Raw genomic sequence first — 22,703 nt, 5'->3', positions numbered from 1 at the left:
CAGGTCGGTGGGGCTTCAATAGGGCGCTGGCGGGGAGGCAGCCGCGAATTGTCTCGAATTGTCTCGAATTCGAAAGGGACTCGATGGGCATTGGCGACGCCGTTATAATGTACAAATATACAGTACTCTTTGAGCGTAACCCCGGGCAATCGTCCGCATTCCCGTGGTTTTCCCAGATCTCGCATGTCAGAACAGCCGACTGCCGCCGCCCGCAATCCGTGGGCCGAACTCAACGAACGCCAGCGCGAGGCCGTCGACCACGGTGTGGGTGACGGTGGCGAGCCCGGCGGCCCGTTGCTCGTCATTGCCGGGGCGGGTTCGGGCAAAACCAGCACCCTTGCCCATCGCGTGGCCAACCTGATCGTGCGCGGGGCGGATCCCAATCGCATCTTGCTGCTCACGTTTTCGCGCCGCGCGGCGGGCGAAATGGAGCGGCGTGTGGGGGCCGTGCTTCAGAAGGTGTTGGGGCTGGCGTCGTCGCAACCGCCGTCGCTGCCGTGGGCCGGAACGTTTCACGCCATCGGCGCGCGCCTGCTGCGTGACTTTGCTTCGCGCATCGGTCTGTCGGAAGCGTTCACTATTCACGACCGCAGCGATGCCGAGGATCTGCTTGGCATCGCGCGTCACGAACTCGGTTTTTCCAACACGCAGTCGCGCTTTCCGCTCAAGGGCACCTGCCTGTCGATCTATTCGCGGGTGGTGAACAGTCAGGCACCGCTCGCGGAGGTACTCGCGAAGCATTTCCCGTGGTGCGCGCAATGGGAGGCGCAGCTCAAAACGCTCTTTGGCGCCTATGTCGACGCGAAGCAGGCACAGCACGTTCTCGACTACGACGACTTGCTGCTGTACTGGGCTGAAACGATGGGTGCACCGGAACTCGCACGCGAGTTGGGCGAGCGCTTCGATCATGTCCTCGTCGACGAGTATCAGGATACCAACCGCTTGCAGGCGCAGATTCTGCTCGCGATGAAGCCCGATGGGCGCGGCCTGACCGTTGTCGGGGACGATGCGCAGTCCATCTATGCTTTTCGCGCGGCCACGATCCGCAATATCCTCGATTTCCCGGCACAGTTCGCCGAGCCCGCGCATGTGGTCACGCTCGAGCGTAACTATCGGTCGACACAACCGATTCTGGATGCATCCAATGCCGTGATCGCCGAGTCGAGCGAGCGCTATGCGAAGGCGCTGTGGACCGATCGCCACTCGACGCATTTGCCGCAGCTCGTCAACGTGAGCGACGAATCGGGGCAGGCGCGCTGGGTCGCCGATCAGGTGCTGGCGCAGCGCGAGACCGGCACGCCATTGAAGCAGCAGGCGGTGTTGTTTCGTACCGGCAGCCATAGCGCCGCGCTGGAGTTGGAGCTGACACGCCGCAACATCCCATTCGTGAAGTTCGGGGGGCTGAAGTTTCTTGAGGCGGCGCATGTGAAGGACATGCTGTCGATCCTGCGCTGGGCGCACAACCCGGCCAGCCGCCTGTCGGGGTTTCGGGTGGCGCAACTCATCCCGGGCATCGGTCCGGTGAGCGCGACACGTCTGCTCGACGCCATGGCGCAATCGGCCACACCCGCTCAGGTGCTCGCGGACTTCAAACCGCCGTCGGCGGCAGCCGCCGATTGGCAGGCGTTCGTGGAAGTCTTCATGGCGTTGCACGACACACGTGTTGCCTGGCCCGCCGATGTCGATCTCGCGTTGCGCTGGTATGCGCCGATGCTCACGCAACGCTTCGACGATGCCGCCGTGCGTCAGGCCGATCTCGAACAGCTCGCCCGCATTGCGGGCACGTACGGCTCTCGCGAGACATTCCTGACCGAATTGACGCTCGACCCCCCGGACGCGACGAGCGCGCAGTCCGGCGTGCCGTTGCTCGATGAGGACTACCTGATTCTGTCGACCATCCACAGTGCGAAGGGGCAGGAGTGGCACTCGGTCTATGTGCTCAACGTGATCGACGGATGCATTCCGTCCGACATGAGTACGGGTGACGACGCGGACATCGAGGAAGAGCGGCGGCTGTTGTATGTGGCGATGACGCGGGCGAAAGCATCGCTGCAACTGGTGGTGCCGCAGCGGTTTTACGTGCATCAGCAAACCGGTCTGGGAGATCGTCACGTGTATGGCACGCGCAGCCGTTTCGTCTCCGACAAGATGCTGCCGCTGTACGAAATGTTACCGAAGCCGCGCGAAGGCGATGTGCCGCGTGGGCCGGTGGGCGACGTGACCGTCCACATCGATGTCGCAAGGAAGCTCCGCAGTGCGTGGTCCTGACATCGTTCTACGCCAGATGCGGTTACGCCGAGGTCGCGATGTATCCCGGCGAGGAATGGGGTAGCGGCTTCACGACCGTGTTTGCCGGCCAAGGCCCTCTGAGCCGCGAAAACGCTCGCCACGTTTTTCGTTGTCAGATACGGAAATTTTCCGAAGTTGCCCTCTTTTGCGCATCAGGTATAGTCGCCGCATCGGCGGCGGGGCGTTGCGCATCGCCGCCATGCCGTTTCCATAGAAACTTCAAAAGACGCATGCGAGGGGATGCAAATGCAATGGCTGGTTGACCAATTGACGTTGCTGCCGACGGGAGTGTTGCTTGTCTGTATGGCGCTCGGCACGGCGGTGGTTGCCGTCGTCGTCGCCTGGCTTGCGCGTATCTGGTTGTTCGATCGGCTGGCCGACCCGTCCGAAGTGCGCGGCACGGTGGCCGACGTGGTCCATGGCAGCCTGCTGGCGTTCATCGTCTTCGTGCTTGCTCATGTGTTGACCGACGTGCGCGGCAACCTTGGCCGCGCCGACGATCAGGCGTTGCACGAGGCGTCAGTGGTGAGGCGTCTGGATCGGGAACTCAAGGCGGTAGGAGATGCCGATGCGCAGGCCGCGCGCGTGCTGCTGCGCAGTTACGTGAAGTCTGCGGTCACCGACGAATGGGCGACGTTGGGCGCGGCCGATCCCGACCTGTCGCCGGTGACGGAGCAAGCGCTGACGGCGTTCGTCGGTGTCACGCGCCGCGTGATCGCGAAGCACGAAGACAGCGCCAGTTCGATCCGCACGCTGCTCGACCGGCTGGAGGAGTCGCGGCAGGGACGCTTCGAGAACTCGACGAAGACAGTACCCGGCGTGTTCTGGTGGGTCATTTCGCTCTTCATGCTGGCGGGAATGGCGATGAATGGGCGGTATCCCGGCTCGTGGAAAGGAAATTTCATCATTGCGATCCATATGGGTGCCATCGGGATGGTGGTTGCCCTGATCATCAATCTGGATGAGCCGTTCCGTGGTGTGTCGGCCATCTCGCCTGCGCCACTGGCGAAATCGGTGGGTATCGCGGTGACCCGCTGACGTGGGCGTTTCGCGAGCGTTTCTTGTCCCGGATTGGTTCCGGTTGTCGTAAGCAGGAGAGGAGAACGATGTATTCGAATATGCCAGCGCCGTCGGCGGAATCGACACCGGAAATCGAGGCGTTCCGCCCAGGTGTCTACCGTCACTACAAAGGCAATTGCTACCTCGCGCTGGGCATCGCCCGCGCCGACGAGACCAATGAACCGGTAGTCGTCTATACGCGACTCTATCCACGTGAAGGGTTGCCCATGAGCACCCGCCTGCTGCGCATTTGGAACGAGCCGGTGATGACCCAGAGCGGGCCGGTGCCGCGCTTCACGTACATCGGCCACACCACCCCCGCCGCGTGAGCCATCGTGTTTGCGCGCCTGCGCGCTCGGTATCGGCGCCGCCCGAACTGCACGATTCACCTCACCTCGCCATTTTCAGGATCTCGCTCCCGTGACCTCACTCCTCCCGATGCGCCATCAGGCCATTGCCGCTTCCCGCGCGTACCCCGTAGCGGCCGACGAGCACGATCCCCGCATCGCCGAGACGAATGACGCGACATCGGCGTCGAAGCCCGCGCCGCGCAACCTGCGCCGTTGGTGGGCCTTGTTCGCGATTCTTCCGTTTGTGACTTCGGTGTCGGGGTGTGGATTGATGGCCGCGCCATGCCGGGTGACGTCGGCGGGGCTGAAGATCATTCCGGGCGTCGGGGGCGTGCTGGCCGCGCCGACGGACGCTTGCGCAGCGGCCATCGACTGATCGTCCCGCGTGACAAGCGGCCGGACGGCAGCCAGTTTCCGGACATAGAAAAAAAGAAAGCCCGCAAGCTGCGGGCTAAATCCATATCAGGAGGAGACATGGAGGAGACGAGTTCAGTATAGGACGACGTGCTGCAATGCACCATATGTATTTTTACGTAAGTCCCCACATGTTGCGTACTTGCAACGACAAATAAATCTCATGAAATCAATGATTTATTTCCATTGCAACGTATGTCCCGGTCTGTCCGGCTTCCTGAATTTCGATTTCTTCCTCTAGTTATTGTGCGTGCGCACGTCTTTTCGTCGACATTTGCTCGATGATGAACGGCACCGAATCGCGCAGGGACGGATTGAGCGTCGCGTCGTGGTCGAGTCCATCGTATAGGTACACGCGCGTCGTGGTGCCCGCTTTGGCGACGTCGTGCGCAAATGCTTGCTGCATGATGACCGGCACGTCGATGTCTTTGCTGCCAATACCGATGAACACCGGGTGCTTGATGTGAAGTGTCGGGTAGCGCAGCGACGGCGTTTGGTGGTTCAGCAGCGTCTGGATCATCGGCTGAAGGCTGTTGCCGGCGTTCAGGCCTGCGGCGGTGGAATGACTGGTCAACTCGTCAATGCAAAGCGTGCGGGCCTCGTCGAGCACAGGTAGCGCCTGCGGTGAGAAGTACCGCGCTGCCTGCAACGTCGGATCACGGTCGGCCGCCGACAGGAACAGGTACATCGCGTAGGGAATCTTCGGGTCCGGCGCGCCCGGATCGGGTGGGCCCGCGAACAGCATGGCGGCGGACGTCTGGGCATTGAAGTACGGCGTGCCCGTGAGCACCGTCGCGATCACTTTGACGTCCGGCGCGTACAACGGTTGATAGCCTGCCGCCGAGAACGCCGCATGCGCCCCCTGCGACTGCCCGACGATGACCACGCGATTCTGCAACGGGAACACGCTGCGTGCGGCGAGCAGACTGTCGAGCACGCTATAGGCTTCCGCGCGCGCATTCAGGTAGTGATGCAGCCCTTGCGAGCCGAGGCCCGCGTAGTCGGGTGCCACAATCGCGAAGCCGAGCGAGAGCCAGGTGCCAAGGTACTGAATGTCGCGTTGGCTGCGCACGTTGAGCGACGGCGCACACGCGCTGGCGATACCCACGGTGCCATGCGCCCACACCACCACGGGCCAGCCGCCGCGCGGTGCCGGCCCCTTGGGCAGGAAGACTGCGCCCGTGTCCTCGCGGGCCTCGATGCCGCCAACGCCGTCGATGGAACTGTAACGAATGCGGAATTGTTCGCCGGCTTCGGGTAAGCCATGGTCCGCTTCGAGTGGCTGCCGGTCGACGATGGCACCGTGAGGAATGGTGGCGGGAGCGGCGTCGGGCGTGATCGCGTGGGCGGCGCGGCCGATGACCAGACTGGCGAACAGGGCGGCGCTCGCGAAGCGCCAAAGGCGGTTGAACATGTTGAGCTGTCCTCGTCTTGGGTTGTGCTTCTGAAGCTCTCACGGGCGGCGAATATGCGTTGTCCGCATGTCGGCAGCCATTGCCCTGGCCAGTACAGGTGACGTTACACCGTCCCCTGCCGAATGTCTCGACGATCCCGTCTCAACCTGGCCTCAACCCGTCGTCAGCCGTGCGACGCCTGATTGCCCTGCGTTTGCGCGACGGCGGCTTGCTCTGCGGCCTCACGCCACGCGCGACGCGACCGGCGCATGCGACGCAGCGCGAGCGACGACATCGTGATCCAGCCGAACGGACGCGGATCGACGAGCATGCTCACCGCGCGGGCGTAATCGAGCACCAGACCCGGCGTCCAGGCCATGGTCTTGGCTCGCTTGCGCAGTTGGGCCGCGACCCATAGTTCTGGCGTGAGCCACAAGCGTACGAATGTCCACCAGCCGGCGTCCGCACCGTCTTGCAGTCGCCCGACCCGGCCTTCGATGGCGGCTTCGAGTGCCTTGGCGACGCTGCTCGAGCAGTTGCGGTGCGTGAGGTTATACGTGGCGTTCTGTTGGTACGTCTGCCAAAAGGCGTTCAGTTGCCGGGGGCTGTAGTTGCGAATGCGGACTTTGACTGTCGACGGACACCAAGCCTTCGATTCCGTCGCGTAGTCCGGCTGGAACACGCCCGGCACATCGTTTTCGCGCGTGGCGCGCAGCAATTGCCCGAACTGGTCCGGCGAGCGGTCGATTTCCTTGGCCGGGTAAAGACTCACGTATATACCCTCATGGCTTTCCAGCGCCGCGTGACCCGTCGAGATCACGCCGTTCTTGTCGACGGCGGCGATGTAGCGATCGATTACCGGGTGGCGGCGTGCCGGCGCCTTGGCCGAGCCCGAGGGTGTCCAGACATGGACGGTCAACGCCGGCTCGGAATCGGCCGGTGGGCCTTCCCAGCGCGGTGCACGCGGACGCTCTTCCCACAAGTGCCGCTTGTCCTCCGGGCTGCCGAGAATCTGCTCGACGCGGAAGTCGCGGCGCATGCGTCGCGCTCGCATCGCGAGCACCAACACGTTCCAGCCGGTGAATGCGAGTCCCAGCCCGATCGCATACGGCAGCGTGCCTTTGTAATGCGTCGGATACGGTTGGTAGAAGAAGATCGCGACGGCGATCTCAAGCAACCCACCCGCCATGGCCCACGCCCAGCGCGGATAGCGCACGACATACGCGGCCACGCATTGCAGCAGGCCGTCGGCGAGGAACAGGGTGCCGAACAGCATCGACAGCCAGAAGTTGCCGGATCGTTGGTCGAAGAACAGCACGAGCAACGCGGCCACCGTGAACGCGCCTCCTTTGAGCCCGCGCACGATGCGCTGGCCACCTACGCCAATGGTAACGATGGCGAGCGTTGCCAACCCTTCGAGCAGGAGCAGCCAGGCGAACACCTTGAGCGGGAAGTGCACCACACCGTCGAGTGCGTCGAAGATGAGCGCCAGCCCGAAGGCGAAGAAGATCGCACCGATCCAGATCAGTGCGCGCGCCCGGCGGCGCAGGTAATCAACGCCAAGCAACAGCAGTATCAGACGTACCAACGTTAGGTCTCCATCGCATGCGTCCACCCCGCCGATCACGGGGAAAGCGCGCGCCCCGAATGCGGGAGGAATTGGGAGTTAGCTTATTTGACGCTATCTTAGCGCGTGAACCGTGACAGGCCAAAAAACAAAGGCGGCGCGCTCCTTTCGGGGCGCGCCGCCTGTTGTGACAGACAACACAGACGCAGCGCCCCGTGGGGCGATGCGTTAGCCGGCTGACTTACTTCTTCTTGCCTTCGAGCTGCGGCAGGGCGTCGTCGCTCGATGCGGTGAGCAGACCGGCCTTGGCGTAGGTCATCAGCTTCTCGCGCGTGTCGACGATGTCGAGCGTGCGCATCGTGAGTTGACCGATGCGGTCGAGCGGCGTGAAGACCGAGTCGCCCTTTTCCATCGTCAGGCGCTCGGGCTTGTAGGTAAGGTTCGGCGAGGTCGTGTTGAGCAGCGAGTAATCGTTGCCGCGACGCAGTTCGATGGTCACTTCGCCGGTCACGGCGCGCGCCACCCAGCGTTGCGCCGTCTCGCGCAGCATGATGGCTTGCGGGTCGAACCAGCGGCCCTGGTATAGCAACCGGCCCAGCCGGCGGCCGTTCTCGCGGTACTGCTCGATGGTGTCTTCGTTGTGAATGCCGGTCACGAGCCGCTCGTAAGCGATGAACAGCAGCGCGAGGCCCGGGGCTTCGTAGATGCCGCGGCTCTTCGCTTCGATGATGCGGTTCTCGATCTGATCGCTCATGCCCAGACCGTGACGGCCGCCGATGCGGTTGGCTTCTTCGAACAGTTCAACGGCGTTGGCGAACGTCTTGCCGTTCAGCGCCACCGGTTGACCCTCTTCGAAGCGCACGGTGACTTCTTCCGCCTTGATCGCGCAATCGTCGCGCCAGAACGGCACGCCCATGATCGGCTGCACGATCTTGATGCCCGAATTCAGGTGCTCGAGATCCTTGGCTTCGTGCGTCGCGCCCAGCATGTTCGAGTCCGTCGAATAGGCCTTCTCGACCGACATCTTGTAATCGAAGCCGTTGGCGATCAGGAATTCCGACATTTCCTTGCGGCCGCCGAGTTCGTCGATGAACGTCTGGTCCAGCCACGGCTTGTAGATTTGCAGGCCCGGGTTGGTCAAGAGACCGTAGCGGTAGAAGCGCTCGATGTCATTGCCCTTGTACGTGCTGCCATCGCCCCAGATATTGACGCCATCTTCCTTCATCGCGGCGACGAGCATCGTGCCCGTGACGGCGCGGCCGATCGGCGTGGTGTTGAAGTAGGTGACACCGGCGGTCGAGATGTGGAATGCGCCCGATTGCAGGGCGGCGATGCCTTCGGCCACGAGTTGCGTGCGGCAGTCGATCAGGCGGGCATTCTCGGCGCCGTACCCCATGGCGCGGCGCGGGATTTCGTCGTAGTCCGGTTCGTCCGGCTGACCCAGATTGGCCGTGTAGGCGTACGGAATCGCGCCTTTTTGGCGCATCCAAAGCAGCGCAGCGCTGGTGTCGAGACCGCCCGAAAAGGCGATGCCGACCCGTTGTCCCGTGGGAATGTGTTGCAGAATCGTGGTCATCGGCGTGAAAAAGCTGGGTTTTTAACCTGTCAAGTATCCCCGTCCGGGCTATGGATGGTCAAGTCTGACGGCCGATTCCCGTGTGCCAGGACGGCTGCGACCTCCCGAATTCTCACCATTGCGTACCCGCCACGCTGCACGCTGAGGCCAGAAAATCCGAAAACGCCCGGATCACGAGCGATGCCTGACGATGCTGCGGATAGACCACGTGAATTGCCGTCGGCGCGGGCGCGAAGTCGTCGAGTACCGTGACCAGCCGCCCGCTCAGCAGGGCCGGCGCGACGATGAACACCGGCAGCCATGTCAGGCCGAGCCCCGCCACGGCAGCGTCGCGCGCCAGTTCACCGTTGTTCACGCGCAAGCGTCCAACCACCGGTATGTCGACTGGATGCCCGTCCCGTGCGTAGGTCCAGCTCACGCGCTGGGTGTGGCCGTAGGGCAGCAAGGCGTGCTCGCGCAGGTCTTCCGGGGTTTGCGGCGCATCGCGGGCTTCGAGATAGCGAGGGCTGGCGCACGTGACCATCCGCATGGGGGCAACGGTTCGGGCGATCAGCGACGAATCGGCCAACTCGCCGATGCGGACCGCCACGTCGTAGCCTTCGGCAATGATGTCGACGGTGCGGTCGTTCAGTTCAAGCTCGATCGTGACGTCGGGATATGTCGTGAGGAACGACGGAATGACCGAGCCGAGGAACATCGTCCCGAACGACATGGGTGCCGAGACACGTAGATTGCCGCGCGGACGCTCGCCCTGACTGCTCACGGCGAGGTTGGCCGCCTCTACGTCATCGAGAATGCGCCGGGCGCGCTCGTAATAGATCCGGCCGAGGTCCGTGACCGCCAGCCGCCGCGTCGTGCGCAGCAATAGCCGCACGCCCAGCGCTTGCTCCAGCGACGAGATGCGGCGGCTCACGAATTGCTTCGAGAGCCCGAGCTTCGCCGCTGCCCCCGTAAAGCTCACCGCGTCCACGGCGGTGACGAAGATGCGCATATCGTCGAGCAAATCCATCGGCAAGATTCCAGTCGTAAGAGAATTCGGGTGACAACGACGGGATTTGTCCCGTGATTGTCACCCGGTAGCTGACAATCTTAGCCGACGCGGGCGTTGCCTCGCTTGTGCCTCGCTATCGAAGCGCCAACCGCAGTCCCAACAAGATCGCGGCGGTGCCCGCCACGGCGAGCGCGGTCGGGCGATGGCCGAAGATGCCCCAGTCGAGCAATGCCGTCACCACGGGTACCAGATAGAACAGACTAGTGACGGTGACGAGGTTGCCCGTTGCGATCATGCGGTAGAGCAGCAGCGTGGCGCCGACCGAAATCACGAGGCCCATATACAACAGTGGCAGCCAGAAGCCCCACGACGCGTCGAGGTGCCACGGCTGCGTGGGCGCGACAAGCAACGCCAACGCGAGCCCAACCGCGTATTGCAGCGGCAGTACGTCGAGCGGCGTCTGGCGCGAGCCTTTCTGCGCGAGCGTGCCGAGTGTCATGCATGCGAGCGCGCCGAGCGCCCACACCGAGCCTGCCGCCGACAATCGCGCCGACATCAGACTCTGCGCGACGACGAGCGCCAGTCCTGCGAGAGCAACGGCAAGCCCGGCAAGACGCCGTGCGCTGTGCGTCCGCTCAAGCGCCACGAGCGTGAGAATCGGCTGCACGCCCAGCACCGTTGCGAGTGCGCCGGGCGTGATGCCGTTCGCGAGCGCCAGCAGATACGCCGCCTGATAACCGCCGATGAGTAATACCCCGGTGCCCGCGACTTGCCATCGGGTGCCCGCGGCCGGCCACCATTGACGGCGCGTGAACGCAATGAGTGTAAGCGCAGCGAGCGCCACGCCAAGCCGCACCACGAGAAACGCAAACGCCGACGCATGCGTCAGCCCCCATTTGGCGGCCAGTGCGCCGCCGCTCCACAACAGAACAAACAAGAGCGTGGCGCCATGCCGGCGCCACGCGAGACTTTCCACTTGCATCGATCTTCTCCTGAGCAGGATGTCCGGCCTGCCGGGCGTCGCGTCTATAAAAATGGCTGGAGAACGCCATTTCCCGTGACGCGACACAAGGCGCATACGCAGCGTGAAGACGTGTCGTCGCGTACGACGGACGACAGGCGACGCGCCGGCAGGCGGATCAGTACTGAAATTCGGATGAAAAGGTGTTGTGCCGGGTGTTGGGCACCCAGCGCGCCAGACGTGGCGTCAGGCCACGACGCTGACGTCGGCAACCACCACGGCGGGCGGTGCCACACCGGCCGGCGGCGCCGGCAGAGGCGCTACGACTGCTGTGAAGCGTGCGCGCAGACGCGAGCCGGCACCGCATTGCAGCGGTGCGACATCGGACTTGGCAAGTCGGAGAGACGCGCGAGCAGTCATGGATCAATGAGGAAAAAAACGATGCCCGTCACTCGACGGGCGTGGTCACAATGTACACGCCGCGGCTGCACGCGGCAAGCCCCAACGTCGACGAGGGATCAAGCCGCCGGCCACGCACCCGTGCGTTCGACGCTGGGCGACGTCTCGCCGTCACGCCACCGTGCGGGCAGCGCGCCGCGCACGCGACGGACTTCATGCACGCGTAAGCGCACGAGTCGTTGCGCGCCTTCGAAGCCGCTCTGTGCTTCGTCATGCCAAAGAATTTCGGCGCTGCCTGCCACGTGAAGAAAGTCGCCGGACGCGAAGTCGACGAACACCAGTCCCGCGCGCGGATTGGCGTGCAAATTGCCGAGGGTGTTGTAGAACGCATTGCCACGAAAATCGGGCCACGTCAGCGTGTGTGCATCCTCGACACGCACGAAGCCCGGCTTGCCGCCACGGTGCGACACGTCGGCCCCGGCACTGTGTTGCGCCGCACCGTCGCTGGCGTAATGCGTGGCGACGAAGAACGTATCGGCACTGGCGATCTGCCATTGCGCATCGTCGTCGAGCGACGTTTGCGCCGGTTCTGCCCGGGGCGCTTTGTCGTGACCGTCCGGCGAAATGTCTCGTTTGCGGATGTACTGCGGGCAGTTGCCGAAGCTCTGCGCGACGCGAATCGCGAAGCCCCGCGTATCGGCTTCGACGACCGGCCCGTTCACGCGATTCCTGCGACGCGTCGATGGCTCCAGCCCCAATATGCCGATCGGCGCGCCCAACGTCATTGCGCCATGCAGCGGATCGGTCGAGGGCGGCAACGTGTCGATGCGCAGCCGCGTTGCGTCGGGGGAGTGTGCGAAGCCGGGCGTGCCGCTGAGCAGCGTTGCCCAGGGCTGCCCGCGCGCGTCCAGTGCGCCCACGACGAGAAACGGCAACTGGGCAAAGAACTGGCGATGCTGATCCGGCATTGCGGTACGAATGACGCGCGCCCCGATTGCCGCCATGGCTTCGCGGGAACCGGCGAGTGTCTGAACGGCGATCTCACCCGCATGGAACGGCGAGGCAGCGAACGAGGTTTCTACGGGCGCGGTCATGATTTCCTCCCGACGTTCAGGCGGCGTTCAGGCCGCATGCCGTCGATACCATCGGCACGAAGCGCGGTAGCGCGGCCACACGAGCCAGCCATGCACGCACGGCGGGATAGGGGGCGAGCGAGACGTTGCCCTCGGGGGCATGGGCGAGATAGGCGTAGCAGGCAACGTCGGCAATCGTCGGCGTGTCGCCAGCGAGGAACGGCGTGGCTTGCGGTGCGGTGAGATAGGCCTCGGTGCGCGAGAGCAAAAGCGTAGCGCGCTCGATCATCGCGCTCGCGTCGACGGGACGCTGGAACACCACGACGACACGTGCCGCCGCCGGCCCGAATGCCAGATCGCCCGCTGCCACCGACAGCCAGCGTTGCACCTTCGCGGCGGCGACGGCATCGCGCGGCAACCATGTGCCACGGGTGTCGTAGCGCGTCGCCAGATACGTGAGGATGGCATTCGAATCGGCAATCACCCGCCCGTCGTCATCGATCACGGGGATCTGACCGAAGTGATTCATGGCGAGAAACGCGGGCTGCTTGTGTTCTCCAGCGAGGAGGTCGATATCGATGGTCTCGTAGGGCAGATCCAGCAAGTGCAGCATCAGTTCGACGCGATGGCAATGCCCCGAGAGCACGTGCCGATAAAGGCGGATCGGGCGGGCAGGGCGAGCGGGATGTTGCGCTTGAGCTTCGGCAGGATGAGTCATGAAACGTCTCCGGGTAATGACGGGCGGGTGCCGGCCCTGTTGCCGGAGCCGTCACACCATGAGCGCATTGTCCATCCTGCCGATTTCCGGATAAATGCTCCGAAGTTGATTTGACTACTCCGAAAATCGGAGCAATGATGCGCGGCATGGATAAACTTCGTGCCATGCAGACGTTCGTCGCCATCGTCGATCGGGGCAGCCTGAGCGCTGCGGCGCGCGCGCTCGATTCATCGCTTCCGGCAGTGGTGCGCACTCTGGCGGCGCTCGAGACTTCGCTCGACGTGCGCTTGCTCAACCGCACGACACGCCGCATCGCGCTGACCGAAGAGGGGCGGACGTATCTCGACACATGCCGCCAGATACTCAGCGCGCTACAAGAGGCCGAAGCACGGCTGGCGGCACGGCACGAAGCGCCCACGGGTACGCTCGTGGTCACGGCGCCGGTGCTCTTTGGCCAACTGCATGTCGCGCCTGCGCTGTATCGCTTTCTGCGCGCCTATCCGGCCGTCAAGTGCCGTCTGTTGCTCAACGACCGCGTGGTGAATCTCTGGGAGGAGGGCATCGACGTCGGCATTCGCATCTCGCCATTGGAGGACTCCAGCCTGGTCGCGCAGAGCATTGGGGCGATTCGTCGTGTCGTGGTGGCGAGTCCCGAATGTCTGGCCGAGCAGGGCGAGGTTGCGCATCCGCGCGAGCTTGCCGGCAAGAACTGCATCCGCTCGCATGGCGGCGGCTATGGACAGTGGCGGTTCTGGGAGGGGGGGCGAGAGTTCGTCGTGCCGGTCGACGGCAATCTCGAAATCAGTCACGGCTTCACTGCGGTGGAGGCGTGCATCGGCGGGATGGGCTACGGCTGCTTCCTCTCGTATCAGGTGGCCGCGCCGATGGCGGACGGACGCCTGGTGCGCGTACTCAAGGACTACGAGGGGCCGGCACGTCCCGTCAATATCGTGTATCCGCATGCCCGGCTGCTGCCGTCGCGTACGCGGGCATTTGTTGAGTGGATGAAGCGCGAGTTGCGCGACGTGCCGATGGTGTGAGCGCGGGCGTGCGACAGGGAAGACGCGAGCGTCAGATAAAAGAACGCGGAAAGCGGCAGTGCCGCTTCCCGCTTAAAAAGCCCGCCGACGCCAACCGGCGGGCCGCTTCGTACTTGATGGGGTCAGTCGTCGTCGCCGCGGCGCCAGCCATGGTGCCAGCCGCGATCGCGGCGCTCGTCCCAGCGGCGCTCGCGCCAATCGTGCCAGCGATCGCGGCCGTAGTAGACGACCGGCTGCGGGGCTTCGTACACCGGACCCGGCTGCACATAGACCGGCTGCGGTGCGACGTAGACGGGCGGGGCTGCGACGACCGGCCCGGGCATGCCCAGATATACGCCAACGTCTACGTGGGCCGATGCGGCGGTCGAAGCGACAGCGGCGGCGGCGCCGAGGGCAGCGATGACAAGCATGCGTTTCATGATGACCTCCAGGAGCGCTCGCAGGTTAACGCAAAGGGCGAGGATGCTGCGCGCGCGTAGGCAATGTAGCCAGTGAGTCGGATCGATTCGCGAAGGCGGGTGAAGCGTTGGGGGAGCGATGCCTGTCGTCGAACCGTTGAGGCAAGTGTAGCGACGAGGCTGCGTAGCAGGTGCTACGAGTTTGTCTGGGATGTGTCGTTTTGTAACGCGACTGGACGGGCTTCGCCAGCGTGCAGAGCCAGACGAGTCGACGAGAGAAGCAGGCCGGAAAAATCGGTCGCGGAAAAAACAAAAGGCGTCACGCGAAAACGCGCAACGCCTTGTGCTTTGATTCGTTGGTAGGCTCGATTGGACTCGAACCAACGACCCCCACCATGTCAAGGTGGTGCTCTAACCAGCTGAGCTACGAGCCTAGAAAGACCGCGAGTATAGGGTCAATTTCTAAACCTGGCAAGTGTTTCGCGCGAAATAGCCGGAAAAAGTCGCCGGCGTGCTCATTCGCCGCGCTTCACCGGCCCGCGCTTCGGCTTGATGCGCACCCAGAGTCCTTTATTGCCCCCGCTGCCTGCACGCTGCTCGACGTCGAACAGGCCGATAGTCGTCACGAGGTCGCTCAGCTTGCCGAAGCCATAGTTGCGCGCGTCGAAGTCGGGTGCCTGCTTGGCGATGTGACTGCCGATGGGGCCCAGGCTGGCCCAGCCGTCTTCGTCCGAGACACCGGTCACCGCATTGCGCAGCAGCCGCACGAGGCGTGTGTCGCGCTTCAGATCCGACGCGGTGCGGCGCTTGCGCGGCGCGGGCGCCTCGTCGCCGTCGGGCTCGTCGTCCTGGCGCAGCAATTCCGTGTAGATGAATTTGTCGCAGGCGGTTACGAACGGCTGCGGGGTCTTGCGCTCACCGAAGCCGTACACGATCAGGCCTTGCTCACGGATGCGCGAGGCGAGGCGCGTGAAATCGCTGTCGCTGGAGACGAGGCAGAAGCCATCGAATCGCCCCGTGTAGAGCAGATCCATCGCGTCGATGATCATGGCGCTGTCGGTGGCGTTCTTGCCGACGGTGTAGCGGAATTGCTGGATTGGCTGGATCGAGTATTCGAGCAGGCACTTCTTCCAGCCGTCGAGATTCGGCTTCGTCCAATCGCCGTAGATGCGCTTCACGCTCGCCACGCCGTACTTGGCCACTTCGGTGAGCAGGCCTTCGACGATAGCGGGGGCGGCGTTATCGGCATCGATGAGAACGACGAGTGTGGGGCCCTGGGCGGCCACCGGTGTTTTTTCAGGCATGGCGAGATTCCTTGATCGCGAAGACGTTTCGCATTATGGCCCGGAACCGTGTCCGCCATGCTTCGATGCGAGTCAGTATGCGCCGCGATGCCGACCTTGCCGCGCCCGCTGCCCCAATGGCGCGAACCACAGCACCGCAATGCCGACGAGCAGGCTCGCCGCCGCGAACATCAGGCCAGAGGTGAAGGCGTGCGTCCAGTCCTTGAGCACGCCGACGACGATCGGGCTCAGCGCCGACCCGAGATTGCCGACAGCATTGATGACCGCCAATCCGAGTGCGCGCGTGTGCGGCGCCAGACTGCGATCGGGCACCGTCCAGAAGATCGCCATCGCGGTATAGGCGCCGGTCGAGGCCATGGCCACCCCCGCCAGTCGCAGCGATGGGTCGGGTGCGAAACACGTCACGACCCAGCCTGCGGCGGAGAAGAGCATTGGCAGCACCAGATGCCAGCGACGCTCTTGCAACCGGTCGGAGCGGCGTCCCCACCAGATCATGCCGGCAATCGTGCACACCGACGGAATGGCCGCGAGCAGGCCGATGGTGACGTTGCTGCTCGTTGTGCCGAAGCTCTTCACGATCTGCGGAATCCACAGCGACGCGAGCGAGAGCGTGTTGACGAGGCAGAAGTACCCGAGCGCGAACTTCGCCACGCTCGGCGTGAGGATGGCGCGCCACACGCTGCCGCCCTCGCTCGACGCCGTACCTGCTTGCTGCGCGCTGGCCGCAGCGCGGTCGCGGGCGATCATCGTGTCGAGCGTCTGCTTCTCGGCGGGGCTCAACCAGCGCGCGTCGGCCGGCTTGTCGTCGAGATACCACCATGTGACGAGACCGAGCAGCACCGTGGGCAGTCCCTCCAGCACGAACAGCCATTGCCAGCCCGCGAGCCCGGCGACACCGTCGAGCCGCAGAAGATAACCCGATGCAGCGGCACCCAGCGCTGACGTGACCGGCATCGCGATCATGAACCAGGCGTTAGCTCGGGCACGGGCGGCCGACGGAAACCAGTCGCCCATGTAGAGCAGCATGCCCGGCAGGAAGCCCGCTTCGGTGACACCGACGATGGCACGAATCAGGTAGAGGCTCGTGGTGTCGTGCGCGAACATGGTGGCGCTCGAGGCGAGTCCCCATGCCATCAGAATCGTGCCGATCCAGCGGCGCGCGCCGAACTTCACGAGCATTAGATTGCTCGGCACGCCGCACAGCACATAGGTCAGGTAGAACACGGTCGAGGCCATGCCGAACATCGTGCTCGTGAGCCCCAGGTCCTGGCTCATCGTGAGCGCGGCGAAGCCGACGTTGATGCGGTCGAGAAACGAGAACAGGAACAGCACGAACAGGAAGCCGAGCAAACGGCGGGAAACCTTGCGGACGACGGCGCGCGCCATCGCGTCGTTCGGAGCCTCCTGTTTCGTGTGTGCGTCATCCAAGGCGGATGCGGATGCGGCAACGCCACCGGCGAGGCCGGCGGCAGACGTGATGCGACTCATGATGGGTGTCTTCTCCAACGCTCCCCGCCTTGGTTTGTACGTGGCGGTGTAATGAAATCGGCGCCGCCATCGAGGGCGGACGCCAAAGGGAAGGGTGTTGAACGGCGAGTCAGTTCGCTTGGGTCAATGCGTTCTGCGTGCTGCTCGCCGCACGTCCGATGAGATCGATCACCCGTTGCGGATCGCGGATCTCATGGGCCAGCAGCAGGGCGACCTTGGCGAGCAGCAACTCGCGTTTGTCTTCCGGTGCGGCGTCGATGGCCAGTGCGAGGGTGTCGTAAATTTCCTCGAGTCCGGCGATGGCGGTTTGTTCTGTAGTCATGACAGTGTTTCCTTGAGGGGCGCGACGACTGAGGCGCGAGCCGTTGCCTGCGCGAGCGCGCTGGCAAGACGCGTTGCGTCAAGCTGCTGCCAACGTGCGCAGACATGATGGTCGGGACGCACGAGATACGCCGTGCCGCCGGCCGCACCATATTTCGCGGCGGCGCGGCCATTCGGATCAGGCAGCGTGATGTCAGCGCCTGCGACGGTGCGTTGCGACGCCGCAAACGCGATCACCTTCACCGGCACACCGTTTTCACGCCACGTCGCGATTTCGTGACGCAAGCCCTCGCCGAGCGGTGCATCGCCAAACGTCACCAAATGAAATGCAGCGCCGAGATGGTCGTAGAGATAGTGGTTATCGCCGAGCTTCACGTTCGGTGCCGGGGCACCGACGGCGGGGCCTGTCGTCATCTGCGCGTTGTCGTCGTTGGGGCAGTTCAGCGGCGAGTCGCGGTAATCGTGCGCCCGCGACGTGCGCCAGTGAAACAGCGGCCGCACGAATTCGTGATCGAGCGAGAGATCCAGCACGGCGTCGCGCAATACACGAAAGCCGTGCGATGGCGGCGTCATGAAGCGCGTGCTCTTGCCGGCTTCGGCAATGATCTCGCGTGCGGCGCCCACGCGGTCGTGCGTGTACGAGGCAAGCAGTGGCGCGGGCGCTGCGCCTTTCGCGACGGCCGCGAGTTTCCACGACAGATCGATGGCGTCCTGAAAGCCGGTGTTGGCGCCGCGCACACCGAAGATCGGCAGCAGATGCGCGGCGTCTCCTGCGAAGAGCACACGGCCCTGCACGTAGTCGGGCAGCGTGAGCGCGCGTGCCGAATACACCGAGCACCAGTCGAGTTCCCACGGCTTGCCGCCGAGGCCCATCATGTCGAGTTGCGCGTCGATGCGCTCGCGAATCGTCTCGGGTTGGAGCGCGTGCTCGGAGGTCTCGGATGCAGGCAATTGATAATCCACGCGCCAGATGCCGTCCGGCTCACGGTGCATGAGCACGGTGTTGCCCGGATTCCAGTCGGGGGCGAAGTAGGCCAGACGCTCGGTCGGCAGATCGAGATCGATACGAATGTCGGCGATGACGAAGCGGCCCTCGTAGCTCGCGCCTTCGAAGCGCAGGCCCAGCGCGGTGCGCACGGTCGAGCGCGCCCCATCGGCGGCGACGAGCCAGCCGGTACGTTGGGTGTACTCGCCGTCGGGTGTGTCGATTTGCAGGGCAACGCCATGCGCATCCTGGGCGAGTGCGACGAGTTTGTTGCCCCAGCGCATGTCGATGAGCGGCTCACGCTCGACGGCGTCCACCAGATAACTCTCGAGCACGTTCTGTTGCAGGTTGATGAGCGGCGCGAAGCGGTCGTCCTCGTCCACCGGCGATTCCATGCGGAAGACGCGCTGGCCGCGATAGTAGGAATTTCCGCTGGTCCAGGGCAGGCCTTTGGCGACGACGGCGCCGGCCACGCCCACGGCTTGCAGAATCTCCTGCGAGCGACGCGTGAAGACGATGGCACGGCTGCCTTCCGAGACTTGTTGTTCGGCTTGCAGCACGACGCAACGCACACCGTGGCGCGCCAGCGCGAGCGCCGTGACCATGCCGATGGGGCCGCCGCCGGCGACGGTGACGGGCACCTCCGGGGTGTCACCCTGCGGCGCAAAGTGAGGATGGACGCGATACGTGTGATAAAGCGACGCGCGCGGGGTGGTCTCTGGTCGATGCATGATGCGGCACTCAATAAGCCGCTCGGCACGTGCGCGACGGGTCTCGTGTCAGCGGCGAGACAACGGTTGCACATCGCGCGAATGACGAAAAACGCCACCGAGCATTTGGTTGCTAACGCAACAATTCTAGTGTGCTAAGGTTGCGTTCGCAACCAAATATCGACCCATTTCGTCTAGGGGAAAACACTGAAATGCGGCCAGCCCACAAATCGCTCGATCAGTTCCTGACGTACAAGATGCACCGTCTGATGAAGCAGCACGACAAGCGTGTTGCGCAGTCGTATGCCGACGCGGCGCAGTTGAGTCTGGCCGAGTCGCGCGTGCTCGCCGCCGTGGGCACGGCGGGGGCGTTGTCGAACTCCGAGCTGGCGCGTCGCGCGAATCTCGACAAGAGTCAGGCTAGCCGGGGGGCGGATGGTCTGGTCTCGCGCGGGCTGGTGCGTCGCGGGCCGGACGAACACGACGGTCGCGCGGTCAAGGTGGCGCTCACACCGGAAGGCGAGCGTGTGTGGCGCGTGGTGATCGACGCGGCGCGGGCGCACTACGACCGGTTGTTCGAAGCGCTGACGGACGACGAAATGCGCGTGTACGAGCGCTTGCTCGACAAACTGTTGTTGCGCTCGGACGAACTCGACGCGCTTGAGTGACGCTCGCTTCACGCGCTGCGTCACCACAAAAAGCAAGGGCACCCGAAAGTGCCCTTTTTTATGCGTTCTCGCCTAAGCCGATCGTCTGCTCACGCGAACGTCAGCGTCTTCGTCAGATCGCCCGGCGGCATCGCGCCGCGTTCGGCGAAAGCCGCGTTGCGATGGGCGATGCCTTCGAGCGTCGGCAGATCGTGCAAGCGCGTGACAAAACGCAGGATCGACGTGGTGTCGTAGAACGTGTGATCGACATTGCCGCGCTTGGCGAACGGCGAGACCACGAGCGCCGGCACACGCGAGCCCGGACCCCAGCGATCTCCCTTCGGCGGCGCGACGTGATCCCACCAGCCGCCGTTCTCGTCGTACGTAATCACGACCAGCATGTTCTGCCACTGCGGTGCTTTCATCAGGTGCGCGAGCACGTTCGCCACGTGCTGGTCGCCCGACTCCACATCCGAATAACCGGCGTGCTGGTTCAGGTTGCCTTGCGGCTTGTAGAACGTGACGGCCGGCAGCTTGCCGGCGATGGCGTCGGCGATGAATTTGTTTGCGATCGGGCTATCGCCCTCGCCGCCATCGCGCAGATGCGCTTCGCGAGCGGCCGTGCCCGGTGCGAACTGTGCGAAGTAGTTGAACGGCTGATGGTGGTACTGGAAGTTCGGCCTGTCTGCGCCGCCCTTGTGATCGAGCGCCGATTGCCATGCGCCCGCATACCATGCCCACGACACTCCCTTCGTCGAGAGCAGGTCGCCGATGGTGGCGAACGTTTGCGGCGGCAGCGTAGCGGGGTTCGACGGATCGGCCAGACGCTTGTCGCCCGACGCTGCCGGCTTGATCGGCGACGGCTGGTAAGCCGGCATCATCGTGTTCACCGCGAAGTTGTCGGGCGTGATGGCGCCGTCGCGCACGAACTTCGGCTTGCCGTCGGCGGCCGATGCGGGCGATTCCGGGGCCACTGCGAGACGCACACCTTGCGGCCCGTCGGCCAGCACGGCGATCTTGTCCTTGGCGGGGCTTTGGGCCGCGTTCGGATACACGGGCGGGCGGCCCGAAATCAGGAACTGGTGATTCAGGAACGAGCCGCCGAATGCCCCCATGAAGAAGTTGTCGCACATCGTGTACTGCTGCGCGATCTTGTACATGTCGAGCGTCTTGGCGGTCTCGCCGTAGTAACCCATGACCAGACCACCCGAATCGGCCCATGCGGCGAACTGGTTGTTCGCGCCGTCGTTGATCTGCATCTGGTTCTGCCAGAACAGGTGCCACAGGTCGCGCGTGATGACCGATGTCGGCAGCAACTGACCCTCGGCGTCCTTGAGCATGAACGGTGCGTTCGGCTGACGCGCGATGTCCTTCTCGGTGATGTGGTACTTCTTGCCGCCAAGGGTCTGCGCGCGCGGCACCACGCCGTCGAAGAACGGCGGCAGCATCGGCATCGGCGTCTTGCCGTCGCGATCGAGCTGCGTGTAGGCCGCTGCGGCGACCTTCGAGAGCGGCTTCTCCAGGCCGGGGAAATCGGCGAACAGATTGTTGAAGCTGCGGTTCTCGAGATAGATCACGACGACCGTCTTGATGTTGGCCTTGAGCTGCGCGTCGAATGTGCCGCCTGCGGCCACCGCCGTCGGCGCACCGGCGCCGCCTTCGGCGGCACAGCCGGTCAATGCCGTGGTAGCGCCTGCCGCACCGGCGGCACCGATGGCGGCCAGGCCCTGAAGCAGGCGGCGACGCGACGGGTCCGACGGATTGTCGTCGTGCGCGAGATCGGCATCCAGAGCGGGGTCGTGGGGGTGGGGCGTGGCGTCGTTCGTCATGATGTCCTTGATTGGCGTATCGGGCAGCGGCGCTCGGCCAGGCGCGCGCGAACATCCGCAACCGGTTGGCAGGGGCAGACGTCGACGTACGGGAACGGCGTCGCCGGCTGACCCGGGCGGGCGAGGCAGACGACGTTTTTACGCGGGGATTGTGTCAATTCGGTGACGCCGCCATGGCGTCACGACAGGCGAAACGCTGCGGGGCGCTTCAGGCGGATGGCGTGGCTTGGTGTCCGGGGTAGCCGGTGTCTTCGAACAGCCCCGTGCGGAACTGTTCGACCAGATCGTCGAGCAACGCGCGCAGGGCGCTCGGCATCTGCTTGCGCGACATGTACACGCCGTAGACGGTCATCTCGCGCGGCACGTAGTCGGGCAGCAGGGCTCGCAGGGTGCCGTCGCGCAGATGCGGCAGCACCGCATAGACGGGCTGCATGGAGATGCCCGCGCCTGCCAGCGTGGCGGCGAAGACCACGTTCACTTCATTGGCCGACAGATTGCCGCCGACGGGCACGCCGAGCGGCGTGCCGTTGTGCGTGAACTGCCAGAGGCTCTTGCCGAAGTAGGTGTACGTCAGACAGTTGTGCAGCGCGAGGTCTTCGGCGCGCTCCGGCGTGCCATGGCGCTGGAGATACGACGGTGCGGCGCAGATCACGGAGTGGCATGTGGCGAGGCGCCGCGCGATGAGACCGGGCGAAGGTTCGTTGGTCACGCGAATCGCCAGATCGATGCGCTCGTCCACCAGATCGACGGTGCGGTCTGCCACCACGAGGTCGATGGCCACCCCTGGGTGCCGAACGATGAAGCGCGTGACGGCTGCGGCGAGAAACGCCTGACCGAGCGACGTGCTGCAAGCCACCCGCAGCAGGCCGCGCGGCGTGCTGTCGGTGTGCGAGGCGCCCGCCAGATCGTCGGCGATCCCGAGCATTTCCCGGCAGCGCGGCAGCGCGTCGTTACCGGCGTCGGTGAGGCTCACCGCGCGCGTGGTCCGGTGCAGCAGCCGCGTGCCGAGCCACGCTTCGAGTTCCGCCAGATACCGCGAGACCATCGCCCGCGACATGTCCAGCCGCTGCGCCGCTGCCGTGAGCGAGCCGCGTTCGGCCACTTCGGTAAAGACACGCATTGCCGTCAGACGGTCCATGATTTGCTCGATCGATGCAACAAAGTGATCGTCATTATGGGCTTTTTTTGAA

At 64.4% G+C, this 22,703-nt stretch carries 20 protein-coding genes, 1 tRNA gene and 1 pseudogene; 6 read left to right on the top strand and 16 right to left on the bottom strand.

Annotated features, from left to right (window positions below):
* The first annotated feature begins 183 nt into the window (after positions 1 to 183).
* From PCO31110_RS03350 to PCO31110_RS26240, 4 genes are all read left to right on the top strand, one after another.
* Complete coding sequence (locus tag PCO31110_RS03350; protein WP_010808314.1) at positions 184 to 2,268, top strand: ATP-dependent helicase; 2,085 nt, start codon at positions 184 to 186, stop codon at positions 2,266 to 2,268.
* A gap of 267 nt (positions 2,269 to 2,535) precedes the next feature.
* The gene (locus PCO31110_RS03345; RefSeq protein ID WP_168162936.1) at positions 2,536 to 3,327 is read left to right on the top strand and encodes a bestrophin-like domain; all 792 of its coding nucleotides are present in this window, start codon (positions 2,536 to 2,538) and stop codon (positions 3,325 to 3,327) included.
* 68 nt (positions 3,328 to 3,395) lie between these two features.
* Complete coding sequence (locus PCO31110_RS03340; RefSeq protein ID WP_010808316.1) at positions 3,396 to 3,677, top strand: DUF1653 domain-containing protein; 282 nt, start codon at positions 3,396 to 3,398, stop codon at positions 3,675 to 3,677.
* Between the two features lie 226 nt (positions 3,678 to 3,903).
* A complete protein-coding gene (locus tag PCO31110_RS26240) occupies positions 3,904 to 4,074 on the top strand; it encodes a DUF6726 family protein (RefSeq protein WP_036663866.1) in 171 nt (56 codons plus the stop codon).
* A gap of 279 nt (positions 4,075 to 4,353) precedes the next feature.
* On the opposite strand, the gene PCO31110_RS03330 is transcribed toward PCO31110_RS26240, so the two are convergent.
* From PCO31110_RS03330 to PCO31110_RS03300, 8 genes are all read right to left on the bottom strand, one after another.
* Positions 4,354 to 5,526: a lipase family protein gene (locus tag PCO31110_RS03330; RefSeq protein ID WP_150689615.1), complete on the bottom strand. Its 1,173-nt coding sequence runs from the start codon at positions 5,524 to 5,526 to the stop codon at positions 4,354 to 4,356.
* A 164-nt stretch (positions 5,527 to 5,690) separates the two neighbouring features.
* On the bottom strand, positions 5,691 to 7,094 hold the full coding sequence (locus PCO31110_RS03325; RefSeq protein ID WP_150689614.1) for an HdeD family acid-resistance protein: 1,404 nt from the start codon (positions 7,092 to 7,094) through the stop codon (positions 5,691 to 5,693).
* Positions 7,095 to 7,314: 220 nt separating this feature from the next.
* Positions 7,315 to 8,649 (bottom strand): argininosuccinate synthase, encoded by a 1,335-nt coding sequence (argG, locus tag PCO31110_RS03320; protein WP_150689613.1) that lies wholly within the window; start codon positions 8,647 to 8,649, stop codon positions 7,315 to 7,317.
* Positions 8,650 to 8,761: 112 nt separating this feature from the next.
* Complete coding sequence (locus tag PCO31110_RS03315; protein ID WP_010808321.1) at positions 8,762 to 9,658, bottom strand: LysR family transcriptional regulator; 897 nt, start codon at positions 9,656 to 9,658, stop codon at positions 8,762 to 8,764.
* A 115-nt stretch (positions 9,659 to 9,773) separates the two neighbouring features.
* Positions 9,774 to 10,622 carry a DMT family transporter gene (locus PCO31110_RS03310; protein ID WP_010808322.1) on the bottom strand — a complete coding sequence of 283 codons (849 nt, stop codon included), beginning with the start codon at positions 10,620 to 10,622 and terminating at the stop codon, positions 9,774 to 9,776.
* Positions 10,623 to 10,847: 225 nt separating this feature from the next.
* On the bottom strand, positions 10,848 to 11,021 hold the full coding sequence (locus PCO31110_RS25585; protein ID WP_168162935.1) for a hypothetical protein: 174 nt from the start codon (positions 11,019 to 11,021) through the stop codon (positions 10,848 to 10,850).
* 98 nt (positions 11,022 to 11,119) lie between these two features.
* A complete protein-coding gene (locus PCO31110_RS03305) occupies positions 11,120 to 12,094 on the bottom strand; it encodes a pyridoxamine 5'-phosphate oxidase family protein (protein WP_150689612.1) in 975 nt (324 codons plus the stop codon).
* A 16-nt stretch (positions 12,095 to 12,110) separates the two neighbouring features.
* On the bottom strand, positions 12,111 to 12,791 hold the full coding sequence (locus PCO31110_RS03300) for a glutathione S-transferase family protein (protein WP_150689611.1): 681 nt from the start codon (positions 12,789 to 12,791) through the stop codon (positions 12,111 to 12,113).
* Between the two features lie 146 nt (positions 12,792 to 12,937).
* Here PCO31110_RS03300 and PCO31110_RS03295 point away from each other — a divergent pair, with 146 nt between their 5' ends.
* Entirely contained in the window at positions 12,938 to 13,831 is an 894-nt protein-coding gene (locus PCO31110_RS03295; protein ID WP_036663858.1) for a LysR family transcriptional regulator, read from the top strand.
* A 122-nt stretch (positions 13,832 to 13,953) separates the two neighbouring features.
* On the opposite strand, the gene PCO31110_RS03290 is transcribed toward PCO31110_RS03295, so the two are convergent.
* The 6 genes and pseudogenes from PCO31110_RS03290 to PCO31110_RS03265 all read right to left on the bottom strand — a co-directional run bounded on the left by PCO31110_RS03290 (position 13,954) and on the right by PCO31110_RS03265 (position 19,058).
* On the bottom strand, positions 13,954 to 14,250 hold the full coding sequence (locus PCO31110_RS03290; RefSeq protein WP_010808326.1) for a hypothetical protein: 297 nt from the start codon (positions 14,248 to 14,250) through the stop codon (positions 13,954 to 13,956).
* 336 nt (positions 14,251 to 14,586) lie between these two features.
* A tRNA-Val gene (locus tag PCO31110_RS03285) sits at positions 14,587 to 14,663 on the bottom strand.
* A gap of 108 nt (positions 14,664 to 14,771) precedes the next feature.
* Positions 14,772 to 15,533: pseudogene (locus PCO31110_RS03280) on the bottom strand (NYN domain-containing protein); the annotation flags it as partial.
* A gap of 72 nt (positions 15,534 to 15,605) precedes the next feature.
* Positions 15,606 to 17,021 carry an MFS transporter gene (locus PCO31110_RS03275; protein ID WP_174979291.1) on the bottom strand — a complete coding sequence of 472 codons (1,416 nt, stop codon included), beginning with the start codon at positions 17,019 to 17,021 and terminating at the stop codon, positions 15,606 to 15,608.
* Between the two features lie 109 nt (positions 17,022 to 17,130).
* Entirely contained in the window at positions 17,131 to 17,343 is a 213-nt protein-coding gene (locus tag PCO31110_RS03270; RefSeq protein ID WP_010808329.1) for a hypothetical protein, read from the bottom strand.
* A complete protein-coding gene (locus tag PCO31110_RS03265; RefSeq protein ID WP_150689610.1) occupies positions 17,340 to 19,058 on the bottom strand; it encodes an FAD-dependent monooxygenase in 1,719 nt (572 codons plus the stop codon). Before PCO31110_RS03265 ends, PCO31110_RS03270 begins: the two co-directional genes overlap by 4 nt.
* 191 nt (positions 19,059 to 19,249) lie before the next feature.
* Between PCO31110_RS03265 and PCO31110_RS03260 the strand changes: the two genes are divergently transcribed.
* A complete protein-coding gene (locus PCO31110_RS03260) occupies positions 19,250 to 19,705 on the top strand; it encodes a MarR family winged helix-turn-helix transcriptional regulator (RefSeq protein ID WP_010808331.1) in 456 nt (151 codons plus the stop codon).
* A gap of 89 nt (positions 19,706 to 19,794) precedes the next feature.
* Here the strand turns inward: PCO31110_RS03260 and PCO31110_RS03255 are convergent, their stop codons facing one another.
* Together PCO31110_RS03255 and PCO31110_RS03250 are read right to left on the bottom strand one after the other, a co-directional pair.
* Positions 19,795 to 21,513 carry an acid phosphatase gene (locus tag PCO31110_RS03255; RefSeq protein ID WP_010808332.1) on the bottom strand — a complete coding sequence of 573 codons (1,719 nt, stop codon included), beginning with the start codon at positions 21,511 to 21,513 and terminating at the stop codon, positions 19,795 to 19,797.
* A 208-nt stretch (positions 21,514 to 21,721) separates the two neighbouring features.
* On the bottom strand, positions 21,722 to 22,651 hold the full coding sequence (locus tag PCO31110_RS03250) for a LysR family transcriptional regulator (protein WP_010808333.1): 930 nt from the start codon (positions 22,649 to 22,651) through the stop codon (positions 21,722 to 21,724).
* Positions 22,652 to 22,703 lie beyond the last annotated feature (52 nt).

Source organism: Pandoraea communis (genome assembly GCF_902459745.1).
Lineage (GTDB): Bacteria > Pseudomonadota > Gammaproteobacteria > Burkholderiales > Burkholderiaceae > Pandoraea > Pandoraea communis.
This window is presented reverse-complemented; position numbering and strand designations above follow the sequence as displayed.

Coding starts and splice junctions, on each gene's coding strand:
- PCO31110_RS03350 (WP_010808314.1), top strand. CDS start 184: ATGTCAGAACAGCCGACTGCCGCCGCCCGCAATCCGTGGGCCGAACTC.
- PCO31110_RS03345 (WP_168162936.1), top strand. CDS start 2,536: ATGCAATGGCTGGTTGACCAATTGACGTTGCTGCCGACGGGAGTGTTG.
- PCO31110_RS03340 (WP_010808316.1), top strand. CDS start 3,396: ATGTATTCGAATATGCCAGCGCCGTCGGCGGAATCGACACCGGAAATC.
- PCO31110_RS03330 (WP_150689615.1), bottom strand. CDS start 5,526: ATGTTCAACCGCCTTTGGCGCTTCGCGAGCGCCGCCCTGTTCGCCAGT.
- argG (WP_150689613.1), bottom strand. CDS start 8,649: ATGACCACGATTCTGCAACACATTCCCACGGGACAACGGGTCGGCATC.
- PCO31110_RS03315 (WP_010808321.1), bottom strand. CDS start 9,658: ATGGATTTGCTCGACGATATGCGCATCTTCGTCACCGCCGTGGACGCG.
- PCO31110_RS03310 (WP_010808322.1), bottom strand. CDS start 10,622: ATGCAAGTGGAAAGTCTCGCGTGGCGCCGGCATGGCGCCACGCTCTTG.
- PCO31110_RS25585 (WP_168162935.1), bottom strand. CDS start 11,021: ATGACTGCTCGCGCGTCTCTCCGACTTGCCAAGTCCGATGTCGCACCG.
- PCO31110_RS03305 (WP_150689612.1), bottom strand. CDS start 12,094: ATGACCGCGCCCGTAGAAACCTCGTTCGCTGCCTCGCCGTTCCATGCG.
- PCO31110_RS03300 (WP_150689611.1), bottom strand. CDS start 12,791: ATGACTCATCCTGCCGAAGCTCAAGCGCAACATCCCGCTCGCCCTGCC.
- PCO31110_RS03295 (WP_036663858.1), top strand. CDS start 12,938: ATGGATAAACTTCGTGCCATGCAGACGTTCGTCGCCATCGTCGATCGG.
- PCO31110_RS03290 (WP_010808326.1), bottom strand. CDS start 14,250: ATGAAACGCATGCTTGTCATCGCTGCCCTCGGCGCCGCCGCCGCTGTC.
- PCO31110_RS03275 (WP_174979291.1), bottom strand. CDS start 17,021: ATGAGTCGCATCACGTCTGCCGCCGGCCTCGCCGGTGGCGTTGCCGCA.
- PCO31110_RS03270 (WP_010808329.1), bottom strand. CDS start 17,343: ATGACTACAGAACAAACCGCCATCGCCGGACTCGAGGAAATTTACGAC.
- PCO31110_RS03265 (WP_150689610.1), bottom strand. CDS start 19,058: ATGCATCGACCAGAGACCACCCCGCGCGCGTCGCTTTATCACACGTAT.
- PCO31110_RS03260 (WP_010808331.1), top strand. CDS start 19,250: ATGCGGCCAGCCCACAAATCGCTCGATCAGTTCCTGACGTACAAGATG.
- PCO31110_RS03255 (WP_010808332.1), bottom strand. CDS start 21,513: ATGACGAACGACGCCACGCCCCACCCCCACGACCCCGCTCTGGATGCC.
- PCO31110_RS03250 (WP_010808333.1), bottom strand. CDS start 22,651: ATGGACCGTCTGACGGCAATGCGTGTCTTTACCGAAGTGGCCGAACGC.